Genomic DNA, 24,401 nt, shown 5'->3' on the forward strand with positions numbered 1-24,401 from the left:
CTACCCTTCGTTCGTGGTCTGTTCGGTCGAAGTACGGTCGCCGTTAGCGGTGCCGTCCAGGTGAGCGGCAAGGTGGTCGCTCAAATCGGTGGTTTCAACAAAGTCACCGGCAGAAAGCCAGGTCGGTGCCTGCTCTTCCTCAGCACCGAAGGTGTACTCGGCGAAAGCAACCTGGTCACCCAGAATGCCCAGCTTCGCGCCGTTCGAGGACTTGAAAAGCACAATGTCACCGGGGCGAACCTCGGCGCGCAGAATCTGCTCTGCCTCTTCCGGGGTCTTCACCCAGGTCGCCTCATTACCCCAGGAGCCTTCCAGGTGAGCCGCATTGTAGGTGGGCTTCGTCTCGTCGCCCACAGCAATCAGCTTGGAAATGTTCATGCGCACCACGAGGCGGCCGATGCGGTCGTGCTCCTCCAGGGAGGCGTCACCGAGCTCCAGCATGGCGCCCAGAACAGCCCAGGTGCGGTGCGGCTGACCGGTCGCTGGGTCAACGGTGCGGCCCAGCTGCGCCAGGGTGCGCAGTGCCGCCGCCATCGACTCAGGGTTCGCGTTGTACGCGTCGTTAATGACGGTCACGCCGTCGGCACGGTCGGTGCGAGCCATACGCCACTTCGAAGCTGCCGCCGCCTTGTTGAGCGCGCGAGCAATCTTCTCACCCGAAATACCGCTGTTGTAGGCGATCGTCGCCGCAGCCAGCAGGTTGTGCACGTGGTGCTCACCGATCAGCTGCGAGGAAATCTCGTACTCTCCACCGTCAGGCAGGCGCAGAGTGAACTCGGGGCAACCGGCATCGGTAGTACGCAGGTTTAGCGCCGCAACATAGCGTTCGTAGGGGTGACCGTTCGCGCCGGTCTTCTCGCCCACGCCGAAGTACGTAATGGGGGCAACCGAACGCGACGCCATGCGCAGCACGCGCTCATCGTCAGCGTTCAGAGCCAGGGAGCCGGTCGGCTGAACGCCCTCAGCCAGCTCACCCTTAGTACGCTCAATATTGTCCACGCCGCCGAACTCGCCAGCATGCGCGGTACCAACCTTCAGGATTGCGCCGTGATCAGGGTGCGCAATATTCGCCAGGTACTCGATGTTGCCCACGTGGTCGGCCCCCATCTCAATGACCAGGTAGCGGGTAGACTCATCCGCACGGAAAACGGTCAGGGGCACGCCCACCTCACTGTTGTAGGAGCCGACCGGTGCAACGGTCGGGCCCTCCGGGGTGAAAATGGCGGCAAGAAGGTCCTTGGTGGTGGTCTTACCGGCAGAACCGGTAATACCGATAACGGTCAGCTCACCCTGAGCGCGCATCTGCTCAATGGAATAGCGCGCCAAATCGCCCATCGCCAGCACCACATCCGGCACCTGGATGCTCGGGTAGGGCACGCCCTGCTCGTCGAGTACTTCATGCTCGACCAGCGCCAGGGTCGCACCCTTCTCAAACGCCATGGGGATGAACCTGTGGCCGTCAGTGACCGCGCCGGGCTTCGCCACGAACAGGGTACCGGTCTGCACCTCACGGGAGTCGGTGGTGGCGAAGTCTGCGTACACCTGCTCCTCACGGCCCTCCAGGCCGATAGCGGTGCCGCCGGTTGCCTCAATAATCTGGGCGGCGCTGAGCTTAATCATTCTTCACCATACCTTCAGCGGTTTCAGAGTCACTTTCTTCGAGCATGCGCTGGTAGTCAGGCAGAATCTCGAAACCGTGCGCACGCAGGGCACGGGCGGTTTCAACGCGGTCGTCCAGGGCGATATCCACGCCGTCAACATCCTGTTCGGTTTCGTGGCCGCGGCCAGCAATCAGGATGGCGTCGTGCTCGCCCGCCAGGGCAATTGCCGCATCAATAGCGGCGGCACGCGGAGCGATATTCAGAATCTGGGTGGCTCGGCGGTTCTCAGCCCTCTGCGCACCCTCCTCAATGGCGGCACGAATCGGCTCGGGCGCCTCACCATGCGGATCGTCATCAGTCACAACCACAATATCTGCGTACTGTGCCGCAATCGCACCCATGATCGGGCGCTTGAGCTGGTCACGCTCACCGGTCGCGCCGAAAACAATCATGACCTTGCCGTCGCCGGGGCGGTCCATCGCCTCCAGGGCACGGGTCAGGCCGTCAGGGTTGTGGGCAAAGTCCACAATCGCGTGCGGAGCCAAAGAAATCAGCTGCATACGACCCGGAACCACCGGAGTCAGAGCCGAACCGGACGCCAACTCAGGCAGCAGGCGCTCACGCTCAGCGGAGTCAGTGTCCAGGTACGCCATGAGCGCCGCCAGCGCAGCATTCGAAACGTTAAAATCAGCGGGCAGACCGATGTAGCATTCAATGCTCTCACCGGCGCCATTAGCCACGTGGAAGCGGTGACCCAAGCCCTCACGCTGGACCTTCACCACAGCCCAGTCGCGGGCACCGAACTCTGCGGGCACCTCAGCCAGGCCGGCACCGCGGGCAGTGACCAGACGGTGAACCTGCTCGGCACCCATCTGCTCACACGCAGCGGCGAACATCTTCTCGCCCCACTCGTCATCAGCAGTAATCACAGCCAGCTCGGCGCGCTCGGGAGTGAACAGCTGAGCCTTCGAGTCGAAGTAGTGCTCCATGGTGCCGTGCAGATCCAGGTGATCCTGAGTCAGGTTCGTAAAGCCAGCAACCGCGTACTTCACGCCGTCCACACGGTGGTAATCAATCGCGTGCGAAGACACCTCCATCGCCGCGCAACGCACCTGATGCTGACCCATAATCGTCAGCAGAGAATGCACGTGAGGAGACTCCGGAGTGGTCATCTTCGAAGGAACCGACACACCATCAATCAGAATCTGAATAGTGCCAATCAGACCGGTCTTCACACCCAGGCCGGTGCGGAACACCGACTCCAACATGTAGGTGGAGGTGGTCTTACCGTTCGTACCGGTCACCGCGTAACGGTGAGTAGCGGGGAACGACGCCGAACCATAAATCAGCGCAGCCAACGGACCGACATACTCGCGCAGGTTCTCAGCCACCAGGACAGGCACCGGCGCCTCACCCAGCAGCTGCGCACCGGCAGCATCCGTCAAAATAGCGGAAGCACCAAGCTTCAACGCAGCCTCAGCAAACTGCGCACCGTGCACCTTCGCACCGGGCAGAGCCACGTACAGGTCCTGCGGGCGAACGCCTCGGGAGTCCATGCTGATACCGGTGACCTCAACAGAATCACCGGATTCAGAACCCTGAACGCCGCTAGCCGGCTGGGAACTCACCTGAGCACCCAAGCCCTGCAGATGTTCGCGAAGGTGCGCCAAACTCACCGGGCGCACAGAATTCGGGCGCAGAGTCTGAGCGTCGCCGCCCAGCAGGTTCTGGCCGGGTGCGTGAGATGCGGTATCCATCGTCCTTCTTTCCTCTCCGCTGTCCGAAGCGGTGAGCTCTGTATGGTCAATGCGCTCAAGGCACACAGGGTCATTCAATATTCTACGGGCTTTAGGCTTCGACAGGTGTTCAGTACCGGCGCTTCTTCATCACGAATCGGCTACCGGGCGCCTCTCCCCCGCTCGCCTTTAGCTCGTCTTATTGGGGCTATCCTCAGCAAAAAGCGGAATCAACTCCGGTTCACCGGTAGAACGCGGCACATTATAGGTGTGCAGAGTCTTCTCCATAATCTTGGAGAACTCAGCCGTCGTACCGTTCGTACCCACGCTACCCTCAGGACGCTGCATGGTCACCGCCACCAAGAACTGCGGGTTCTCAATCGGCGCCACGCCAATAAAGGAGGTCGTGTTGCCGTCATAGCCGCCCTTCTCACTCGGAGCTTCCGCGGTACCAGTCTTACCGCCCACGCGGTAGCCGGTCACCTTCGCCGGACGGGCGTGGCCCTGCTCCACCACATTCTCCATGAGAGTCAGGCAGGAGGCGGCAGTCTGCTCGCTCACCATGCGTTCACCAGGCTCCACGGCACGCTTATGTTCGGTACCGTCCGCGTCAATGATCGCGTCCACAATGCGCGGCTTCAGACGAACGCCCTTATTGCCCAGCGCCTGGAAAATCATGGCGGTCTGCAGCGGAGTCTGCGCAACACCCTGACCGAACAGCACAGTGTACTGCTGACGGCCATCCCAATCACGCCAATCAGCAATCAGGCCCTGCTCCTCACCGGTCAGCTCAATGCCGGTAAACTCGCCGACGCCGTACTTCTTCAACCAGTTGTAGCGCTCTTCCTTGCTGAGCTTCTGACCGACCAGCACCGTACCGGTGTTCATCGAGTCATGAATAATGCCCGAGAAAGTACGCCGCTGCGCCCCGTGCTCAAACGCATCCTTGAAAGTCTGGCCGTCAATCGTGAGGGTCGCGGGCACATCATACACGCTAGTCGGAGTCGTCAGGCCCTGCTCAATCAGCGCCGAAGAAGTCAGCATCTTCTCGGTCGAACCGGGCTCCACGTTCTGCGAAATAGCGCGCGGAGTCATGTCCGCCGCATCCTCAATAGTTGCCGCCCCCGGGTCCATCGTGGAGGAATCAGCGAGAGCCAAAATGGAGCCGTCACGCACATCCATAACAATGGCGGTACACCATTCAGCTTTCAGCTCCTCAGCGCGGGCACGTACCACCTGCTGCGCAAAATACTGCACATCACGGTTAATGGTCAGGCGAATATTCTTACCGTCCACCGCCAGACGCTGCTCTTCCTTCGCCACGGGGATACGCACACCATCAGCACTAATCTCGTAGGTACGCTCACCGGGGGTACCGGCAAGCTCCTTCTCAAAGACACGCTCAATGCCCACCGAGAAGTTACGGGACACCGTTCCGCCCTTGCCGTTGCCGTCAGCCTCTTCAACAATGTTGTACTTGCCGACCACGGAGCCACCCACACTACCGTTGGGGTACAGGCGCTGGGAGAACGCCTCACCGTAGATGAAGGGCGCACCCAGAGCATCAATCTTATTGAAAATTTCCGGGGTGATATTTGCCTTAATCACCGAGTACTTGGAGGTGCCGTCCAGCTTGGACTTGATGAACTCGTCGGTAATGCCCGGGTCAACGGTCTTGAGAATATCGACCATCTCATACACCAGCTGGTTGGGGGTCACCTCAATCTTCTGGGTGCGATCCTCGTTGTAGCGTTTGAAGGTCGCCACGGCGCTCTGATCTGCGGTCAGGTTATAACGCTGCACGGTACGCGCCATAACATTACCGTTGATATCGAGAATCTGGCCACGCACAGCGGGCAGCACCTGCGAGCGCAGACGCTTCTGACGGGATGCATTCGCCACTGCACCGGGGTCAAAGCCCTGACGGATAAACAGGTTCGCACCGATAACGCCCAGAGCGCAGGTGGCTGCGGCGCCTGCGACGAAGCCACGGCGGGTCAGATCCGGCTGACCGGATGCCGATTCGTTCGCGTTCTTACGCGCGTCGGAGCTCATGCGGTGGTCCTTTCGCTGGTCTAGTCTATCGGTGATGCTACGCATCCTGTGGTCAATATTGTTTATCGTGCAGCTTGGCTTGCTGCGGGCTGCTGAGCGGCGCTCGGTGCGGTAGCAGAGCTAGCCGAGGCACTCGGTGCAGGCTGGGTCGGGTTAGCCTGCTGAGCTGAGTTAGTTTGCTGAGCAGGGCTCGCCGAGGCGCTTGCAGATGCCTTAGCCGCCGCGCTCGCCTGGCCGTGGCGCTGCTGAACGGACTTGTCCGCATCCACGATGCCCTTGGCGTAGCTTTCGTTCGAGCCAGCTGCCGGCGGGGCGATCAGGTTTTCCTGCTTGTTTCCCTCAGCACCGGTCGGGCTTGCCGCAGGGGCGGGGGTGCCCTCAATCGTGGAGGACTGCAGGTTCAGGGTCGCCTGCGAAGAGCTCACGAACATGCCCAGAGTGCTTGCTCGAATCGCCAAGTCCTGCGGGGCTTCCTTGAAGCCAATCTCCTGTTGCAGCGCCTGGTTTTCCTGCACAAGCTGCTGCTCCTGTGCACGCAAATCCACCATGTCGTACTGGCGGGTCACAATCAGCACATTGAGCAGCAGAATAAAGACCAGGGTCAGCGGAATTGCCGCAAAAACAGCGAGCATAGTCGGCGGGCTGAGCTTACGAGCTCGGCGGCGCACCGTCGAGAGCGGGTGACGCGACTTCGGCTTCTCCTCGCGGGTCTCCTCGGTACGGGCTGCCGCACGCACGCTCGAGGGCACGCGGCTCGCATTCGTCGAGGTGCGCTTACCGCCGTGCGAAGCCGCGGTGCTGGCGGGACGAACCACCGGCTGGGAGGCGGTGACCGGCTCCAGACGTGCGGTACGGGTACGGCCGGAGTGTGCTCGGGTGGAGGCGCGGCTCACCCCGGTAGAGCCGCCGGCAGAGGATGCGCGGGTAGAGCCAACGGCGCCGGGGGTTCCGGCGGCAGGGCGCGAGGAACCGGCGCGTCGACTCCGCGGGACGCCCTGGGTGCGGGTGGGGCGCGGGGATGCGTGCTGGGTGCTCACTCTTCTTAGCTTTCTGTCTTCTACTTGGAAAGGATGCGGATCTTCTCGGCGGCGCGCAGCTTGGCGCTGGCGGCGCGAGAGTTCTGTTTGATTTCCTCGTCGGTAGGCGGTTCGGCGCCGCGGGTCATGATTTTGACGGTGGGCTTGTGCTCTTCAAGCTCTACCGGGAAGCCCTTGGGCGCCTTGGAGGTTGCCTCTGCGGTCAGTGCCCTCTTGACGATTTTGTCTTCGAGGCTGTGGTAGCTCATGGCGACAAACCGGCCGCCGAGGTTGAGCGCCTCCAGGGCTGCCGGTACGGCTCGTTCGAGGGCTTCCAGTTCGTGGTTCACTTCGATACGCAACGCCTGGAAAGTACGCTTGGCGGGGTGGCCGCCGGTGCGCTGCGCGGCGACGGGCACCGCCTTCTGAATAATGCGCACAAGCTCACCGGTGGTTTCCAGCGGTGCGTTGGCGCGGGCGGTGCAAATGGCGCGGGCGATACGCGATGCGAACTTCTCTTCACCCCAGTTACGGATAATGCGACGCAACTGGTCTTCGCTATATTCATTGACGACGATGCGGGCGGTGAGCTCGTCTTCGGAGTTCATGCGCATGTCCAGGGGCGCGTCGTAGGAGTAGGCGAAGCCGCGGGTGCGTTCGTCCAGTTGCATGGAGGAGACCCCCAGGTCCATCAGGATGCCATCGATGCCCTGCACGCCAGCGGCTTCCATGGCGCAGTCAATCTTGTCGTAGACAGCGTGAACAGGTACGAAGCGGTCACCGAAGCGTGCCAGACGCTCACCGGCGATAGCGTGTGCCTGCAGGTCGCGGTCAATACCGATCAGCACAAGGTTTTCGAAGCGTTCAAGCAGTGCCTCGGAGTGACCACCCATGCCGAGCGTGCCGTCAATGACGTAGGCGGTGCCGCGTTCCTCAACAGCACGTTCGACACCGGGGGCAAGCAGGTTAATGCAGCGGTCCAGCATGACGGGTACGTGGCGTTCGCTGGCTTCGCGCTGGGAGAGGTTCTCAATGGATGCGCCGGTGACCTTGGCGGCAGTACCGGAGTCGGTCGTACCGGTTTCGGGGGCGTGTTCTACGCTCATGGGTGCTCCTGTGAGAATTTGTCCTGCGGGAAAGCTTACGGAAGAGTGGTGCGGTGCGATAGAGAGATGCCGGGCAATAGCCGTCACACCAGCAGAATGCTGGTTAGAGTAGCGGGCTGAATGGGTCCTCGTCGAGGGAGGCGAATTCAGCTTCGGTGCGGGCGAGGTATTCTTCCCAGACTGCGGCATCCCAGATTTCTGCGCGGGTACCGGATCCGATGACGACGAGGTTGTCGGTCAGTCCTGCGTACTGGCGCAGTATCGGAGGGATGGTGATGCGCCCCTGCTTGTCGGGCAGTTCGTCTGAGGCTCCGGAGAGGAAAACTCGCAGGAAGTCTCGGGCGGCTCGTCCTGGCAAGGGTGCGGTGCGCATCCGTTCGTGGATACGTTCAAATTCTGCGGCGGGGAAAACATACAGGCATCGTTCTTGACCGCGGGTCAGAACGAGGCCTGCTGAGAGTTCCTCACGGAATTTGGCGGGAAGGATGATGCGTCCTTTGGCGTCCATTCGTGGTGAGTAGGTACCTAGGAACATTCACTTCACCTCCCCGATGTGTGCCTTGTGCTGAAGTCTGCGGGAGCGGGGCTGTTCCACAATCCTGCAGGTGCCGGTGGTAGGGTGTGCCAAACCAGCGCCTCCACCGCGTGTTTGAGGGCACGGCGATAGGACTGACTTTCAGCTTCTTCCTCCACTTTACCCCACTTTGCACCACCTACCCCACCCGGCAGAGTATCTTTTAGCGTTTTTATGCTCTCTTCTGCATTTTTAACGCTGGTGCACAGCTTCTACACAGGTTCGGGCGTATGCACTCAGCGCTCCACCCTCATCATATTTGCCATACCCAGATTCAGTGACGGGGGCTGATTTCAGGATTTGGTGTGCTCCCTCTACCCAATTCCTCATACGTACATCTCTCACTAGTTCCGGCATAGAAAAAGCGGAGGTAAGAGCATTCTTACCTCCGCCTACGAAGTCTTGAGAGTGTAGTAGAGTACGGACACTTAGCCGCAAAAAAATTTATTGAGACAAATCAGTGTTAGAGCTGACCGTTGTTGCGTTCGTCCCAACGGTCCTCCAGTCGGTTCATGAAGGAGGACCGCTCCTTCTGTTCACGCTGACGTACACGCGCTGCGCCTTCTGCTTTACCGCCGAGGAAGGAATCAACCGGGGTCTTCTTACTGGTAGTTGCAAAGTACACGCCACCAGCCGCGAAGAGGAAGCCAAATACACCCAACCAAATCATGTTAGATGCGACCGCGCCAATAATGATACCCAGACCGATGAGAACGAAGAGAATGCCGAGAGCCAAATGGCGAGCACTAAAAACCGGCGCAGTATTGCCGGTTGAAGACATGGAGGAGGCAAAGTGCGGATCCTCATTGCTCATGAGTTCTTCAAGCTGGTCCAGAACCTTCTGTTCACGCTCAGACAGTGCCATCGTTTTCTCCTTTGAGGTGTCTCTGCTCAAGATGACGTCGGTATCAACCGGGTCATAACCGGGTTAGCCGATGTATCAGCTGGCGCGATAGCGCTTCTTCCCGTCGTATGCTTCCCATCGTACCGCGCCGGATGAGGTTGGCGCATTCTTTTTTAGGCAAAAGCAACTTAAGGTCTTCTACGGAGGGTGCCGCCCTTTCCGTGGTGGTTTCCCTCAGCCTCTTTTCCCTTCTTCAGACTCTTGCTCAGCTTTCCGTTGGGGTGAGGCAACTCCGGAGGCGGGTTTGAGGCTTTCCTGCGAGTACTTGCGGTGAACGGCGTCCATGACGTGCTCCACCTCGGACCATCTGCCGTTTTTCATGAGGCGAGCGCCAGACCCCAAGCGAATACCAGACCCTGTGCGAGTACCGTTCCGCTGACTATTACCGGCTCCCCCACCGCCCCATTGTATGGAGATGGTTTTTGCGGAGAGGATTCTTGCGGAGCCAGTTTGCATGGAGCGTGAGCTTGCCCTGTTCTCAATGGAGTCGAAGAGAGTCTGTTGCACCCCGTCTTCTGCACGGGTTAGTTTCTCAGCGCGCACTCCAATGAGTCGCAGGGGGCGGGGCGCCGCCTGCCCTACCAAGATTCCATCTGCATGCAGGGCTTCCAATGCCAGGGAGGCAATCTGCATGCCGGAGTCTACAGGCACGTTCAGGGCAATAGCGCGGGTGTGCGTTTCGAAGGTGCTGTAGCGGATTTTGAGGCTGAGCCCTCCGGCGAGTTTCCCGGCTGTGCGCAGGCGCTTGCCCAGTTTGAGGCTCAGCTCCCGAATAGCAGCGCTAATCTCCTGGGCATCGGTCGCATCCACCTCGAAGGTATGCTCGCCCCCCATGCTTTTTTCTTCACGTTCGATCGTCACGGGGCGTTCATCAATGCCGCGCGCCATAGCCCAGAGGTGCTCACCTTGGGCTGTGCCGAAGCGTTCTTTGAGCCAGTCCAGGCTCATGGCCCTCATCTGGGCGATGGTGTGAATACCGTATCGGGAGAGCTGCTCGGTACTTTTCGCACCCACTCCCCACAGGTCGGAGACTTTTCTCGGGTCAAGAAATTCTTGAACGCGCTCGGGCGGAATAACCCACAGCCCGTTCGGCTTGCTACCGGTGGACGCCATTTTGGCGAGTAGTTTATTGGGCGCAACCCCCGCGGAGGAGGGTAGGGAAAGTTCCTGGGCGATGCGGTCGCGAGCATGCTGCGCCAGGGCGACGGGGTCTTGGCCGTGCAGATAGGCGCCGGTTAGGTCCACAAAGGCTTCATCCACGCTAACCTGCTCAACGTAGGGGCTCAGATCGTTCAGGATTGCCATGACGGCACGGGAGTAGTGCCGGTAGTCGCCACGTAACGGCAGGACGGTGGCATTGGGGCTGAGGTTTCGAGCGCGACTGAGCGGCATACCGGAACGCACTCCGTGGGCGCGCGCCTCGTAGGAGGCGGAACAGACGACCGAGCGGGGGCCCAGGGGCGCCACGATGATGGGTTCACCGCGCAGAGCGGGGTTTTCGAGGAGTTCGACGTTGACGAAGAAGGCATCCATGTCCAGGTGCATCATGACGCGACCGTTCCTTGCGCCACTATTCTTACCGGTTCGCGTCTGCCCCATGTCGCCTCCTCTCATAGCTTCTACACCCACCTACCGAAAATATAGCATATTTCTACGAAAAATAGAGGCATCCTATCGTAAACGTGTTCGTAAATGCATTCTCTTGGACTTTTCTCCACTAAGCTAGAAGAAGTGCACACCGCACCGTATCAGGACCGTACACAGCAACCATCAGCGAGGATAGTATGACTCCCCCTTCTCCTTCCGGAGCACCCACTCCCCGGGCGACCGAGAGCCTCACCGTAGCGGCACCGAATATCCCGGCGGATTCTGTGCACCTCGCTGAGCGCATTGCTGAAGAGCAGCGAGCCTACCTGTACGCTTTTGACACTCTCATGGCTGAGTTTTTTGCAAGCCAGCGCAAGCTACTCGAGGGCATTTCTACCGAAACTCTACCCCTACTTGAGGCTATTGAGTCCCTCTCCACCGGCGGCAAGCGTCTACGTGCCTTGCTGAGCTACTGGGGCTGGCGCGGTGCGGGTGGCGCACCCGTAACCGAGAACCGCGCATCCTGGTCCATTGTGAAGGCTGGCATGGCGGTGGAGCTGTTCCAGACCTCCGCGCTGATTCACGACGACATTATCGACCGGTCCGATACCCGCCGCGGTGCCCCCTCCGTACACAAGCGTTTCGAAGCGGCGCACGAGCAGAATAGTTGGCGCGGTGATGCTTTCAACTACGGGCTGACCGGCGGCATTCTTGCTGGCGATCTGACCCTGGCTTGGTCTGCCGAGGTTTTTACTTCCCTGGGTGAGGGGGCAATCTATGGCGCCCCTGCACGTACTATTTTTGACCGGATGCGCACCGAGGTTCTGGCGGGTCAATACCTGGACGTCTACTCCGAGGTTCTCGAAACCGAGGACGCTCAAGCGGCTCTGCAACGTGCCCTGAACGTAATTCGTTTCAAGTCCGCCAAGTACTCGTGCGAGCATCCCTTCACGATTGGTGGTGCTTTGGCTCTGCAGGCTACCGCACTGGAGAACAGCACCAGTGCCGTGAGCGAGCAGCACCCGGTACTTACCGGTTACCGCGCGTTCGGTCTGCCCCTGGGCGAGGGCTTCCAGCTGCGTGATGACGAGCTGGGTGTCTTCGGTCAGCCCGAGGTGACTGGTAAGCCCGCCGGCGATGACCTGCGTGAGGGGAAACGTACCGTGCTGGTGGCACTCACCTCCGCCGCCCTCGACGAGAAGGATGTGGCACTTCTGCATAATAGCTTAGGCGAGTCCGAGCTGAGCGATGAGCAGGTGGAGCGCATCCGTGAGCTAATGGTTTCTTCGGGTGCTTTCGCCAAGCATGAGCAGCTAATTGAGCAGAAGTCTCAGGCTGTGTTTGAGGCTCTGGAGGCAATGAACTTGGACGAGCTGACGCATGCGGCGCTGACCGATATTGTGGGCCGTGCACTGCGTCGTAAGGCGTAGGGGTTCAATGCAGTTATAAACGTTAAACAAGTTGAGGCGGCATACTCCGGTATGCCGCCTCAACGTATTGAGCTATCGTTCCGGACAGGTGTCACCAAGCAGATGTTACCGGACCGGCGTTACCAAGCTAGTATTACCAAGCCAGTGCCTGCGCACGGCGACGGATTTCAGTCTTACGACCGTCAATCAGTGCGTCGATGGGACGGCCGGGCAGGGACTCGTCGTTAGTGTACAGCCAGGTAATGGCTTCTTCATCGCTAAAGCCGGAGTCCTTCAGGACAGCGAGGGTGCCCTTGAGGGATTCCAGAACTCGTGAACCGTTCATGAACAGTGCGGGTACCTTGCGCACGTTGGTTTCCGGGTCGCGCAGCGCGATAAGCGTACCGTCAGAAATCAGGTTGTGCACGCGGGTCACCTTCAGGTCGAGGGCCTGCGCAATTTCGGGGATAGTTACCCAATCGCCAACGAGGGCGAAGGTCTGAGCAATATTTTCGTTAGTCACCTTTTAAGAGTGCCAGAGCTGGCACGTATTTACCACTTTTGACCCGTATCTGGCACGGGAGCTCTCCTACGCACCTTTCGTTTTTGTTCGTTGTTTACGGTTTTTGAGTTGGGTGCGGAGCCCTCGGTGCTTCTTAAGAATTCGCTGAGTGTTCACCTGCTCGGTTCTCTTTGGCATCGCTTCTATCCAGGTGGGCGGGCTAAAATGAGGAAACGTATGAATACTCCCAGCACACGCCAAACTTCTCCCGTGAACCCCCAAGCTTTCTCTTCTTCAAAGACTTCTGTTCCTCCCGCCACTCGTCCCGCTGCCCCGGATACCGCTATCGGTTCTTCGCAGTGGCTCAGTGGCGCCATTATTGAGGGTCACTACCAGGTGGGTTCACTCATTGGCCGCGGCGGCATGAGCGAGGTCTATTATGCGCTGGACCTGTGGTCAAATAACCCGGTTGCGCTCAAGGTCCTCTCCCCCGCTCTGGCTGAAGACGCGGCAAACCGCCAGAAGTTCCACCGTGAAGAGCGTTCAATGCGTCAGGTAGGTGGTGGCGGACATACGGTGGGTGTGATCTCTTCGGGTACCGAATATTTTTTGGGTCAGATGGTCATGTATATCGTGCTCGAGTACGTGCACGGTTGTACACTGAGCCAGCTGCTGCGTGTGCGTGAGGCTCTGTCCCTGGGTGAGGCTCTGGATATCCTCATTCCAGTGGTGGAGGCACTCTCGGAGGTACATGCGAACCGCTACCTGCACGGCGATATTAAGCCGGGCAATATTCTTCTCGACGCTAACGGTCAGGTGAAGCTCACGGACTTTGGTCTTTCCCGTCGTGATGATCAGGTGGATGCGGGCGCACCCATGGGCACCCCCGTCTACGTTGCACCGGAGGTCCTTGATCCGGAGGTGAAGGTCGGCGCGCAGGCTGATATTTTTGCGCTCGGCGTGATGATGTACCGCATGCTTTCGGGTCGTCTACCCTTTGTGGGTCTGGAGAATGACCAGCAGGTGCTCTACCATAACGCCAACATTGAGATGCCCGCGCTGACCGATGTTGCGCCGGGTGCGGACCGCGATATTGCGGGGCTGGTTTCGTGGTGTACCCGCAAGCAGCCTCATGCCCGTCCCGAGGATGCAACTGACCTGTTCACTGCTCTGCTGGAGATTTCTGAGTCATTGGGTGAGTCCGAGCGCGCTTGGCGTGCCCCCTCGTACCCAGAGCCGGAGCTTCCCCTCTGGGAGGCTGTTGCCGATATTGCAGAGCGTAGCGGCGCTGCACAGATGGTGCGTAACACCCCGATTAGTGCTTTTAGCGATGCCCGCGATCTGCTGGTCTACGATGTCTACTCCCCCGACAGCCTCGTGTACGATACATCGGAGGCTGGTCAGGGTGTGCACCTTGCCGACGTTGACGCTGAGGACTCGGTGCTGAACTGCCAAGGTATTCCGCCTCTGGTCAGTTCCGCTCCCTATAACGAGGATTCTGAGAGCGAGCCGGAGAAGGGCCAAAAGTCCGCTAAGCTCGGTTTGGGTTCTTTCCTTGACCACCGTGCGGGCGCGAAGGTCCCGCAGACTCAGTCCGTTGGTATTGGTCCGCAGACGGAGCAGGAGTTTATCTCAGCTAACGGCGAGTACGCCCCGATTCAGGCGGAACGTTCGTTGAGCCCCTCGGGTTCGCGCCGTTCAAGGGTTAAGGGGGCGGGGAGCGCTTCTGAGGCTCAGGAGTCTACGGGTATTTCTAATGATTCCGCTCAGTCTTCGAAGAAGAATCCTCGTCTGCCTGCTAAGCAGTTTAGGACTCCGCCTTCCGGTATGGCGGTGGGCGGTTGGGCTCTGGCCTTGATTCTGATGGGTATGGGCGCGAGCTTTACCGGCTGGTGGCTTGCTACTTCGTTGGTGCAGTCGGCGTGGTGGCGTAATATTGAGGCGTTCCTAACCTTCTAGCGCCTGCTGTGCTTAACATCTGCGGTACCTAGCACCTGCCGCGTCACTCTTCTGCCGAGCGTAGGTTAAACACAATGCCCGGATCTTCATCTTTGTCAGGTGAAGACCCCGGCATTGTTGTGTCTGCCGCGCATCGCCAACTCTAGCGACGAAAAGCATGAGCGTTTTTATGCGCGGTTCTTGAGGTACTCGGAGACCAGGAACGCGATTTCCAGGGACTGCGAGTGGTTCAGACGAGGGTCGCACAGGGACTCGTAGCGGCTTGCCAGCGCTGCCTCGTCAATGGCGTCGGAGCCACCCAGGCATTCAGTCACGTCGTCCCCGGTCATCTCCACATGAATACCTCCGGGGAATGTGCCCAGCGCCTCGTGCACCTCGAAGAAGCCTCGAACCTCGTCGAGTACGTCGTCGAAGCGGCGGGTCTTGTAGCCGGAAGGCACAGAGATAGTGTTGCCGTGCATCGGATCGGTAACCCAGACAACCTTTGCGCCTTCAGCCTGCACGCCCTCAACGATTGCGGGTAGCTTCTCGCGGATGTTCTTTGCGCCCATGCGGGTGATGAAGGTCAGTCGGCCGGGTTCGCGGTTCGGGTCGAGCTTATCGATCAGTGCGAGTGCATCCTCCGCGGTGGTGGTCGGGCCCAGCTTCACGCCGATGGGGTTGCGGACCTTGGAGAGGAAGTCCACGTGTGCATCGTCGATGCCGCGGGTGCGCTCGCCAATCCACAGGAAGTGTGCGGAGGTGTCGTAGGGCAGCTGGGTACGCGAGTCGATGCGGGTGAGGGCACGCTCGTAGTCCATTACCAGGGCTTCGTGGCCGACGTACATATCGGTGGTCTTGAGTGCTTCGAAGTTAACGCCGCAGGCTTCCATGAACTTGAGGGCGCGACCGATTTCGCGGGCGGTCTTCTCGTAGCGCTCATGCGCGGGGTTGGAGGTGAAGCCGCGGTTCCACTGGTGTACGGCGCGCAGGTCTGCGAAGCCGCCCTTGGTGAAGGCACGAATCAGGTTCAGGGTGGAGGCGCTGGTGTGGTAGCCCTGTAACATGCGCTTGGGGTCGTGTACGCGGGCTTCGCGGGTGAATTCGAAGCCGTTGACAGTTTCACCGCGGAAGGAGGGCAGGGTAACGTCGCCGCGGGTTTCCATGTCTGCGGAACGCGGCTTGGAGAACTGACCCGCCATACGGCCCATCTTCACCACGGGCATGGAGGCGCCGTAAGTGAGCACTGCAGACATCTGCAGGATAGTCTTGACACGGCCGGAGATCTTGTCAGCGGTTGCGCCCGCGAAGGTTTCTGCGCAGTCCCCGCCCTGCAACAGGAATGCGCGGCCTTCAGCAACCTCACCGAGTGCCTGGCGCATGGCGTCGACCTCACCGGCGAAGACGAGCGGCGGTACCGAGTTCAGTTCGGCGATGGTGCTTTCAAAATCTTCGTGTTCGCTCCAGGTGGGCTGCTGGTCAATGTTCAGCTGACGCCAGGTGTCCAGGCCGTGGTCGGGGGTCTGCGAGGTGCCGAGGTTTTGATTGCTCATCTTCACTCCATCGGGATGGTCTTGTGCGTTTTCTGGTTCAGCCCCGTTTCGGGCGCCCGGCGCGCAGCGTACGGCGTGCTGGCTTGCGATTTTTCAAGCTGAATAGACCTAATTGTACTCTTGCTTGCTTCAACACCTAACCCTGCACTCAGGTATATCTCACATGTTTAGATAGCGCCCCAGGTGTCGGCGATAGGAGGGTTGATGAGCACCGTTGCAGAACGCCATACGAAAGGGCAGGATACGGCATGTACCGCATCCCGCCCTCTGTCGTAGGTGTGCACCCGGGGGTGCTGTCTTATTGTTTAGTGCTGCAGGTGTGCGACTGCCGCATCAGCACTCATGTTCTTATCAGTCATGATCTTCTTGACGCGGTCGGCGTACACGTCCACGTATTCCTGGCCGCTCAGAGCACGGATCTCGGAGCCGATACGGTCGGCGATTTCACGCTGAACTCGGTGGCTCATGTCTGAGCCGTCGGTGTGTTCTTCGAAGCTGAGGGGCTTGCCGATAATCGTGCGCACCTGAATGGGCTTGCCGTCGTGGCGCAGACGGACACGGTTTGAGCCGGAGGGCTGAATCAGGTCGGTACCGATCTGGCCGACGGGTACTACGGGTACGCCGGTTTCTAGGGCGAGGCGGGCTACGCCGACCTTGGGGCGGTAGCCGCGTCCGTCGGGGCTACGGGTGCCTTCGGGGTAGATGCCGATGATACCGCCATCCTTGAGGACCTGCCCGCCGGCGTTGAGGGATTCCTGGCTCTTTTGGCCGCCGGAGCGGTCCATGGGAAGCTGGCCAACACCGCGGAAGAATGCCGCCATGGCACGACCCTTCACGCCGGGGGTGGTGAAGTAGTCACTCTTGGCGAGGAAGTTCACGGTGCGAGGCATGGCGAGAGGAATAAAAATGGAGTCGCAGAATGCCAGGTGGTTGCTGGCGACAATGTAGGGTCCCTCGGGCAGGTTTTCCAGGCCATCCACGTCGTGGTGGTACAGTCCCTGTAGCAGGGGTGAGCCAAGAACCTTGAGCGTTGAATAGAGGGCGGTGTTTGGCATTGGGGTCTCCTCTCTGAATATTCCCGGGTCAATTCTATCTTGTCTGGAGCGTAGCGAGATAATAAAAGAAAGAGAACGATTTTTCTGCGCACCGGTGTATCGATGCACTTGAGGCGATAAGACCGTGAGTTGCTGCACCTCAGGTGTTCTGAGCGGGTGCGCTATAGAGCCTGCACCTGCGCTAATAGCACCGCAGGTAGGCGAAGGAGGACCATGAGCATTTTCGATAATTCGCTGGAACCGGTTAAGAGAATTCGGCATAAGGCTCGCGAGCGCAGGCTTCTTGCGACCCAAAATGTTAAGGAATCTTTGGCGCGTTGGCTCGGGGAAGAGCAGGATGCCTTCGACCATTCTCCTGTTTCTTTTACCCCTGATTTGGCGCAGCATTCTGTGGGTATTTTGCTGGTGCATGGCTTTACGGGTTCACCGCACAGTATGCGCCCGGTGGCGCAGCATTTTATGGAGCTCGGGTATGCGGTGGAGATGCCTGTACTGACTGGTCACGCGACCCGTTGGCAAGATTTGCGTGATAGTACGTACCAGCAGTGGCTGGCTTCTGCCGAGCAGGGGTACCGCCGCCTGACTGATCAGGGTCTGTAGGTGGTGGTCATTGGTATGTCGATGGGTGGCACGGTGGCAACTCATCTATCGGCGCGTCTGCCGGTGGTGGGCACGGTGCTGATTAACCCCTACATGGTAGATGTGAGCCCGATGATGCGCCATACGGGCAAAATGGCTAAGGTTCTGCCGATACTCAAGGCAATCGGTTCCGATATTGCGGTTCCAGGCGTGAGTGAGGGCGCGTATTCTATCGTTCCGACGGCGGCGGTGTATCAGTTGCATCTTTTGGGTGCAGAGACTCGTGCTCTGATTCCGCAATTGAAGTCACCGGTTCTATATTTGCGTTCACTGGGTGATCATACTGTGTCAGATAGCTCTCACAAATATTTTCTCGAACATTGTTCAGCTCCTGTAGAATTTAGGTGGCTGACCCGCAGCTACCATGTGGCAACGCTCGACTATGACGCCGAGTATCTTCTCTCCACTGTTCAAGCTTTTGTCGCATCCCTAAACCATTAAATTCTGAAGGTTCCACCCGTTGGCGAATGCATCACCCGCCGCGGTGGGCAGAACATTCAGAAAGCCATCACGGCACCTCGAGCCATCGAGGACAGCCCGCGGCACCGAATCCGCCACGGGCTCACGCCCTGATTTGAAAGGCGCATTATGAAAGTCTTCTCCACTCCCGCTGAGGTTATTGTCGACCCCTCACTGAATCTGACAAGCATTGTTGAGCGCCACCGTGCCGATAGCTCCAATCCGGTACTGTACCGCCGTCAGATGTCTCCAGGTAACTGGCAGCCGGTTCGAGCCCAACAGTTCCACCAGATGGTGACCGACCTGGCTAAGGGTATGATTGCCGCTGGTATCCGCCCGGGTGACCGTGTGGGTATTATGAGCCGTACCCGTTTTGAGTGGACTGTCATTGACTTTGCGATTTGGTATGCCGGCGCTGTCTCCGTGCCGGTGTATGAAACGAACGCTGCCGCCCAGGCGGCGTGGGCACTGTCCCATTCTGAGGCTGTTGCTATTTTTGTTGAGGATGAGAAGCTCCTGAATCGTGTGGCTGAGGCTGAAGATTACGCCGCTTCTACTCCTGAGCCATGCCAACTCAAGCACCGCTGGGTCATTGAGAACGGCGATCTTGACGTTTTGAGCGCTCGCGCGTCCGAGGTGAGCGAGGAGCAACTGGAGCAGGTACGTTCCGCTGCCGGTTGTGATGACCTCGCGACCATTGTGTATACCTCCGGCACGACCGGCCGTCCCAAGGGTTGCGCACTGACTCACGGCCACTTCCTAAACCTAAGTGTCAACACCAAAATGGTCGAACCCGAGATTGCGAATTCCCGCAACTCCTCTATTCTTTTCTTGCCGTTGGCGCACGTTCTGGCGCGTCTGATTCAGGTACTGGCGCTGGACGCTGGCCTGGTTATCGGCCACTCCCCCAATATTAAGAACCTGGCTGCTGACTTGGATAGCTTCAAGCCGACCATGCTGCTGGTGGTTCCTCGCGTCTTTGAGAAGGTATACGAGGGCGCCATGGCGAAGGCGGCTAAGGGCGGTAAGTTCAATAAGTCGCTCTTTGAGCGTTCCACTGACATTGCGGTGCGCTGGTCGCAGGCGAAGGTTGAAGGCCGCGTACCCGTCAAGCTGGCGGCACAGTACGCTCTATACGACAAGCTGGTCTACTCGAAGCTGCGTGCGGCTCTGGGCGGCGAGCTACGTTACGCGGTTTCGGGCGGTGGCCCCCTCGGCGAGCGCACGGCGCACTTCTTCCACGCGGTAGGTGTTCAGGTGGTTGAGGGTTACGGTCTGACCGAGACCTGCGCCCCGATTGCGGCTGGCCGTATCAACCCGTACCAGATTGGCATGATTGGCCCGCTCATCCCCGGTTCCGAAGGCTATATTGCTGAGGATGGCGAGCTTCTGGTTCGTGGTGTAGGCGTGATTAGCAGCTACTACAAGAACCCCGAAGAGGACGCTCAGGCGTTCACTAAGGATGGTTGGTTCCGTACCGGTGACCTGGCTCGTTTCGATGAGCGCGGCTACCTGAAGATTGTGGGCCGCAAGAAGGAAATCATTGTCACCGCCGGCGGTAAGAACGTGATTCCGGGTATTGCAGAGACTCATCTGCGTACCTCTCCCCTGGTTTCTCAGGCGATGCTGGTAGGCGATGAGAAGCCATTCATTGCGGCTCTGGTGACCCTGGATCCGGATACCCTGCCCGAGCAGTTGGAGCACCTGGGTCTGCCACGTTCGCTCTCCATCCCGGAGGCTGCTGTTCACCCGGCGGTTCGTGCTGCGGTTCAGAAGCTCGTGGACGAGGCGAATCAGTTAGTTTCCCGTGCTGAGGGTATTCGCGAGTTCCGCATTATGAACCGCGACCTGACCGAGGCGGACGGCTATCTGACTCCTTCGCAGAAGCTGCGCCGCGCGAAGATTCTGCAGGACTTCTCCTCCTACGTGGATGAGATGTACGGCAAGGTTTCCGATAGTACGTCGGATTCTTTGGCTCGTCTACAGGAGTACGCGGCGGAGCAGTCTGAGAAGTTCGCTGAGCTGCGTGAGCAGGCTGCCGAGCGTCTGCAAGAATACGCGGATCATCAGGCGGAGCGTCTTGCCGAGCTGCGTGAGCAGGCGGCTGAGAAGTTTGAGGAGCTGCGTGAGCAGACCGCCGAAATGATGCAGAAGCCTCATGACGAGAAGGCTGGGGATTCCTCCGCTGAGGTTTCTTCCGCCGAGACTCCCATTGAGAAGCCCGCGCAGGCTGAGAAGAAGACTGCAGAGCAGAGCCCTCAGAAGTCTGACAGCGACAAGGTATAACCGGCTCTGGCCACTATTAACGAGAGGAGGGGGTCGTACCACTTAGGTACGACCCCCTCCTCTCTGTTTGTTCGCCAGAGACCTCGGTTTCCGGACGTTATCTAGCCGTCGTTAGATGGCAGATTCTTAGTTTGTGGGCTCGTCGAATTCCAGACCGAGCAGCGCATTCTCAACGATTTCGGTCAGCGCCGGGTGAATCCAGTACTGGCCGCGTGCGAGAGTACGCGCATCCATGCCGAAGCTCATTGCCTGCAGTAGCGGCTGAATGAGCACGGAGGACTCTTCACCGACCAGGTGTGCACCGAGCAGCTCGCCGTTGTCCTTGCGAGCAATGAGCTTGCACAGGCCGGTCTTGTCTTCCATTGCCCAGCCGTAAGCGGTGTCGCCAAAGTTCTGTACCTTGACGGTAATCTCAAAGCCTTCACGCTCAGCCGCCTGGCGCGCCTGCTCTTCGGTCATGCCGACTACGGCAATCTGCGGGTTGCTGAAGACCGCGCCGGGCACGTAGCGGTGGTCGCTAGCACGCAGGTCCTCGGGGTGGCTGAGGTTATGCTGCACAACGCGTGCCTCGTGGTTTGCCACGTGCTTGAGCTGGTAGCGGCTGGACACGTCCCCGAGGGCGAAGACGCCGGGTACGGGTGCGCCGTTGTAGAGCACGCGCTGGTACTTATCGACGCTAAGCTGACCGCCGTCCTGCACGTCGAAGTAGTTCTTTGCGTTGAGGGTGTCGGTGTTGGGGCGGCGACCGGTTGCTACGAGCACAGCGTCTGCCGGGATTTCGAGCAGTTCTTCACCGTTCTCGGTGGTGCGCTTCGCTACGACGGTTACGCTGCCGTCGGCGTTTTCACGGATTTCGGAGAGGGACGCATCCTTGACGATGTTCCACTGCTTGCTTGCGGCTTCTTCAAAACGTGCCACGGCCTCTTCGTCCATGCCGCGCAGCAGGCGGGAGGAGCGGTTCAGCTGGGTTACTTCGGTGCCGAATGCGGAGAAAACGTGGGAGAATTCTGCCGCAATCACGCCGCCGCCGATGACGACCATGCGGGCGGGCAGTTCGTCCAGGCGCATGACGTTGTCGTTGGTGTAGACCTTGGAGGAGTCGATACCGGGCACGGGAGGCAGCACGGCGCGCGAACCTGCCGCAACGACGATCTGGCGGCCCTGCAGGCGGGTGCCGTCGGTCAGCTCAACGGTGTGGGAGCCTACGAAGCGTGCGTACTGGTCGTAGAAGTCGACGTTGGGCAGGCCGGCACGCCAGTCACGGCCGCCCGCAGAAATCTGGTCGATGCGGGAGGCAAAGATGCGGTCACGAATCTGTGCCCAGTGCACGGCGTCTACGTGTGCGTCGACACCCAGGTGCTTGACCTCGCGGGTCTTCTGCGCGATAGTCGCCGGGTAGACGTACATCTTGGTTGGGATGCACCCAACATTCAGGCAGGTGCCACCGAAGATACCGCCGTCGATGAGGGCAACTTTCTTATCGTCCCATTCGGGGCCGATGAGGCTATTGCCGGATCCGGAGCCGATGACGATGAGGTCGTATTGTGCTACGCCATCAATGCGTTCTACGTTCTCGATGCTCATGTGGTCCTCTCGTTGTTAGTGTTGAGGCTGGTCTCGTTCCCAGCGTGCCCCTCGATCGCGGGGATATTTCTGTTACTGCCACTATAACGTGTACGGGCGGCACGCTATTCCCGCTATCTGGCATCAATGTTGACAGATAAGCGAAAGTGCGCGGTCCCAAAGAACCACAGCACTGAGAACACAGCGGTTCTTTGAGAAGACGCACTTAAGCGTTGAAACTATGTGAACCCGCGGATTAGTGACGCGTAGATGTCTGCGCTTAGAGGTCAGCGATTAGAAGTCTGCCATAAGTCCAGCCAGCAGGCGGGTGAAGTCAATGGCGGGATCAACCGATTCTTCGTCGGGCCAAAAATGAATCGGGTACGCGGCACCCTGGGCGCGCTGCAGCACGGGGCTTTCAGCGAGCACGGGTTCTGCCACGAGCTCGCCGAAGAGGGAACGCATTTCGTCGCGTCGGTAGCGGTGTTCGCTGTCGTTGGGGCGCATCTTGTTGATAACTACTCCCGCACCGTCAATACTGATGCCGCTTTCCTGCTGAAAGCGCACGATGGCACGCAGGGTTCGTTCGGTGCCCGCCACGGAGAAGAGGGAGGGCTCTGCGACCGAGAGGATGCGCTCGCTAACCGCCCAGCCCATGGAAGACAGGGTTCCGAGGAACGGCGGGCAGTCGATTAGGATGACGTCGTAGACGTCTGCTGCTGACTCCACCATGCGCTTGAAGCGGCGGATGAACGGTGCGGCTTCCTGGCGGTCCACGAGGGTGGAACGAGCCGAACCGCGTGCTACCTTCACGCTACCTGTGGTCACGGGGTTATTGGTCAGCAGGGTGGGTTTGCCGACGAGAGCATTCCAGGAGGAGCTACCAGCTTCTTCCGTGAAGGCACGTTCATTGGAGCTAGCGATTAGAGAGGCGACGTCGGGGATGGTTTCATCCACTGCCAGGCCGGTGCTGGCGTCACCGTGGGGGTCGAGGTCAATAACGAGTGTGGAGAGTCCGCTGTGTAATGCCGCGGAGGCTAGCCCCAAAGTGATGGACGTTTTGCCAACGCCACCTTTGAGACTGCTGATACTGACGATACGGGGCATGCAGATCCCTTTTTGAGTGAGGTGTAATGCCCCTTTATTTTAGCGAATCTTCGCTTTTCTTCCGGGTCTTACAGGGGTGTATCTTGAGTTTTTTCTCAAGTAAGCAATGAATATTCCTTCAGATTTAAAAGTCCTGCCCGCGCTCGCCACCTGGTAGGTAGTGAACGCGGGCAGATTCAAGATGTGTGTTTTACACCTATGCTTTATGCCTGTGCACGGCGGGCACGGCGGGCGGCGAGTTCGTCGCCTTCGAAACTTTCGTGCATTTCTTCGCCGGGCTGACCGTTGAGGTTCATTTCGATTTCGCGCCAGACGCGGCCAATCGCGATACCAAAGACGCCCTGGCCAGCCTGAACCAGGTCGATAACCTCGCTCGGGGAGGTACATTCGTAGACGGTGGTACCATCACTCATCAGGGTGATGTTCGCGAGGTCGTCAATGCCGCGGGTACGCAGATGCTCGATGGAGGTGCGAATCTGCTGCAGGGACACGCCGGTGTCGAGCAGTCGCTTCACAATCTTGAGTACGAGCACATCGCGGAAGCTGTAGAGGCGCTGGGTACCGGATCCGGAGGCGCCACGCACGGTGGGTACAACCAGGTCGGTGCGTGCCCAGTAGTCGAGCTGACGGTAGGTGATGCCGACTGCTTTGCAGGCGACGGCGCCACGGTAACCGAGGTTTTCCTCGACGACAGAGACCGGGTCGGTGAAGAGTACACCTTGTTCACCGCGCGGAGGCGGCGCTACGGGGAAGAGGGTGTCGAAGCCGTCCAGGGGCTGGTCGAAGCCCTGGGATGCCTCATGGGTGCCTGCGGCCTCGCCTGCATTTTCGGCTACCTGCTGCTCTAGCACGGTCCCTCCTTTTCGTTAACCCGTTTAATGCGATTCACCGCGCCCTATCCAATGTGGTCGACTTCGTTCCGGTGCAGCCCCAATTTTCGGGGTGAGATTCTAAGGCTAGACCTTAGAATCTGTATCTATGATTCGCGCGGCTTCCCTCTGCGAGGTTGGCTACGCGGTTTTCAATACTACACATTGGCCCGGCTATTCGGTTCGTAGAACATGATTCGATAGTGCGACCGATGCGCGATAGGCGCGGTTGTTCAATCTATTTTATCTGATAGAGGGCTCTACTTAAAATTGAACCCACCGAAGCGAATGATCTTTTCAAATTCATTTGTACCTCTTTAACGTCCTGTAGATGCGTTCCTCCCCCGCTATTCTCCTCGCTTTTCCTGGGTATCGACCCCATGGGGAGTTTAAAAAGTAAATGCGTACGGATAGGTAGTCCATACGCATTTACAGCTGAGTT

At 59.1% G+C, this 24,401-nt stretch carries 19 protein-coding genes; 5 read left to right on the forward strand and 14 right to left on the reverse strand.

The features are described 5' to 3' along the window. The 8 genes from QFX07_RS05870 to dinB form a co-directional block, all read right to left on the reverse strand. Positions 1 to 1,620 carry a UDP-N-acetylmuramoyl-tripeptide--D-alanyl-D-alanine ligase gene (locus QFX07_RS05870; protein ID WP_279754669.1) on the reverse strand — a complete coding sequence of 540 codons (1,620 nt, stop codon included), beginning with the start codon at positions 1,618 to 1,620 and terminating at the stop codon, positions 1 to 3. Continuing rightward, entirely contained in the window at positions 1,613 to 3,358 is a 1,746-nt protein-coding gene (locus tag QFX07_RS05875; protein ID WP_279754670.1) for a Mur ligase family protein, read from the reverse strand. The genes QFX07_RS05870 and QFX07_RS05875 overlap by 8 nt, the downstream gene beginning before the upstream one ends. 168 nt (positions 3,359 to 3,526) lie before the next feature. Next, positions 3,527 to 5,392 carry a peptidoglycan D,D-transpeptidase FtsI family protein gene (locus tag QFX07_RS05880; RefSeq protein ID WP_279754671.1) on the reverse strand — a complete coding sequence of 622 codons (1,866 nt, stop codon included), beginning with the start codon at positions 5,390 to 5,392 and terminating at the stop codon, positions 3,527 to 3,529. Between the two features lie 62 nt (positions 5,393 to 5,454). Next, complete coding sequence (locus tag QFX07_RS05885) at positions 5,455 to 6,429, reverse strand: cell division protein FtsL (RefSeq protein WP_279754672.1); 975 nt, start codon at positions 6,427 to 6,429, stop codon at positions 5,455 to 5,457. A 20-nt stretch (positions 6,430 to 6,449) separates the two neighbouring features. Beyond that, a complete protein-coding gene (rsmH, locus tag QFX07_RS05890) occupies positions 6,450 to 7,514 on the reverse strand; it encodes a 16S rRNA (cytosine(1402)-N(4))-methyltransferase RsmH (protein ID WP_279754673.1) in 1,065 nt (354 codons plus the stop codon). A 103-nt stretch (positions 7,515 to 7,617) separates the two neighbouring features. Further along, the gene (gene mraZ, locus QFX07_RS05895; RefSeq protein WP_279740445.1) at positions 7,618 to 8,049 is read right to left on the reverse strand and encodes a division/cell wall cluster transcriptional repressor MraZ; all 432 of its coding nucleotides are present in this window, start codon (positions 8,047 to 8,049) and stop codon (positions 7,618 to 7,620) included. Positions 8,050 to 8,551: 502 nt separating this feature from the next. After that, complete coding sequence (locus tag QFX07_RS05900; RefSeq protein ID WP_049337555.1) at positions 8,552 to 8,953, reverse strand: DUF3040 domain-containing protein; 402 nt, start codon at positions 8,951 to 8,953, stop codon at positions 8,552 to 8,554. 213 nt (positions 8,954 to 9,166) lie between these two features. Next, positions 9,167 to 10,591, reverse strand: a complete 1,425-nt coding sequence (gene dinB, locus QFX07_RS05905; protein ID WP_279754676.1) for a DNA polymerase IV — start codon at positions 10,589 to 10,591, stop codon at positions 9,167 to 9,169. A 185-nt stretch (positions 10,592 to 10,776) separates the two neighbouring features. Between dinB and QFX07_RS05910 the strand changes: the two genes are divergently transcribed. Beyond that, entirely contained in the window at positions 10,777 to 12,009 is a 1,233-nt protein-coding gene (locus QFX07_RS05910; RefSeq protein ID WP_279754677.1) for a polyprenyl synthetase family protein, read from the forward strand. 133 nt (positions 12,010 to 12,142) lie between these two features. Here QFX07_RS05910 and QFX07_RS05915 read toward each other — a convergent pair whose 3' ends face one another. Next, positions 12,143 to 12,511, reverse strand: coding sequence for an Rv2175c family DNA-binding protein (locus QFX07_RS05915; RefSeq protein ID WP_279754678.1), 369 nt, complete (start codon positions 12,509 to 12,511; stop codon positions 12,143 to 12,145). 249 nt (positions 12,512 to 12,760) lie between these two features. Here QFX07_RS05915 and QFX07_RS05920 point away from each other — a divergent pair, with 249 nt between their 5' ends. Further along, positions 12,761 to 14,449 (forward strand): serine/threonine protein kinase, encoded by a 1,689-nt coding sequence (locus QFX07_RS05920; RefSeq protein WP_279754679.1) that lies wholly within the window; start codon positions 12,761 to 12,763, stop codon positions 14,447 to 14,449. A 167-nt stretch (positions 14,450 to 14,616) separates the two neighbouring features. On the opposite strand, the gene QFX07_RS05925 is transcribed toward QFX07_RS05920, so the two are convergent. Both QFX07_RS05925 and QFX07_RS05930 read right to left on the reverse strand, forming a co-directional pair. Further along, positions 14,617 to 15,981, reverse strand: a complete 1,365-nt coding sequence (locus tag QFX07_RS05925) for a class II 3-deoxy-7-phosphoheptulonate synthase (protein WP_279754680.1) — start codon at positions 15,979 to 15,981, stop codon at positions 14,617 to 14,619. Positions 15,982 to 16,286: 305 nt separating this feature from the next. Next, positions 16,287 to 17,036 carry a lysophospholipid acyltransferase family protein gene (locus QFX07_RS05930; RefSeq protein ID WP_279754681.1) on the reverse strand — a complete coding sequence of 250 codons (750 nt, stop codon included), beginning with the start codon at positions 17,034 to 17,036 and terminating at the stop codon, positions 16,287 to 16,289. Between the two features lie 213 nt (positions 17,037 to 17,249). Between QFX07_RS05930 and QFX07_RS05935 the strand changes: the two genes are divergently transcribed. The 3 genes from QFX07_RS05935 to QFX07_RS05945 all read left to right on the forward strand — a co-directional run bounded on the left by QFX07_RS05935 (position 17,250) and on the right by QFX07_RS05945 (position 20,420). Further along, positions 17,250 to 17,636, forward strand: a complete 387-nt coding sequence (locus tag QFX07_RS05935) for an alpha/beta hydrolase (RefSeq protein WP_279754683.1) — start codon at positions 17,250 to 17,252, stop codon at positions 17,634 to 17,636. Beyond that, a complete protein-coding gene (locus QFX07_RS05940) occupies positions 17,637 to 18,116 on the forward strand; it encodes an alpha/beta hydrolase (RefSeq protein ID WP_279754685.1) in 480 nt (159 codons plus the stop codon). A gap of 147 nt (positions 18,117 to 18,263) precedes the next feature. Then, positions 18,264 to 20,420: an AMP-binding protein gene (locus QFX07_RS05945; protein ID WP_279754686.1), complete on the forward strand. Its 2,157-nt coding sequence runs from the start codon at positions 18,264 to 18,266 to the stop codon at positions 20,418 to 20,420. 126 nt (positions 20,421 to 20,546) lie between these two features. Here the strand turns inward: QFX07_RS05945 and QFX07_RS05950 are convergent, their stop codons facing one another. The 3 genes from QFX07_RS05950 to QFX07_RS05960 form a co-directional block, all read right to left on the reverse strand. Further along, positions 20,547 to 22,004 carry a mycothione reductase gene (locus QFX07_RS05950; protein WP_279754687.1) on the reverse strand — a complete coding sequence of 486 codons (1,458 nt, stop codon included), beginning with the start codon at positions 22,002 to 22,004 and terminating at the stop codon, positions 20,547 to 20,549. 273 nt (positions 22,005 to 22,277) lie between these two features. Further along, the gene (locus QFX07_RS05955) at positions 22,278 to 23,090 is read right to left on the reverse strand and encodes a ParA family protein (RefSeq protein WP_279740424.1); all 813 of its coding nucleotides are present in this window, start codon (positions 23,088 to 23,090) and stop codon (positions 22,278 to 22,280) included. Between the two features lie 203 nt (positions 23,091 to 23,293). Further along, positions 23,294 to 23,941 (reverse strand): MerR family transcriptional regulator, encoded by a 648-nt coding sequence (locus tag QFX07_RS05960; RefSeq protein WP_279740422.1) that lies wholly within the window; start codon positions 23,939 to 23,941, stop codon positions 23,294 to 23,296. Positions 23,942 to 24,401 lie beyond the last annotated feature (460 nt).

The organism is Rothia similimucilaginosa (genome assembly GCF_029850985.2).
In the GTDB taxonomy this organism is placed as follows: domain Bacteria; phylum Actinomycetota; class Actinomycetes; order Actinomycetales; family Micrococcaceae; genus Rothia.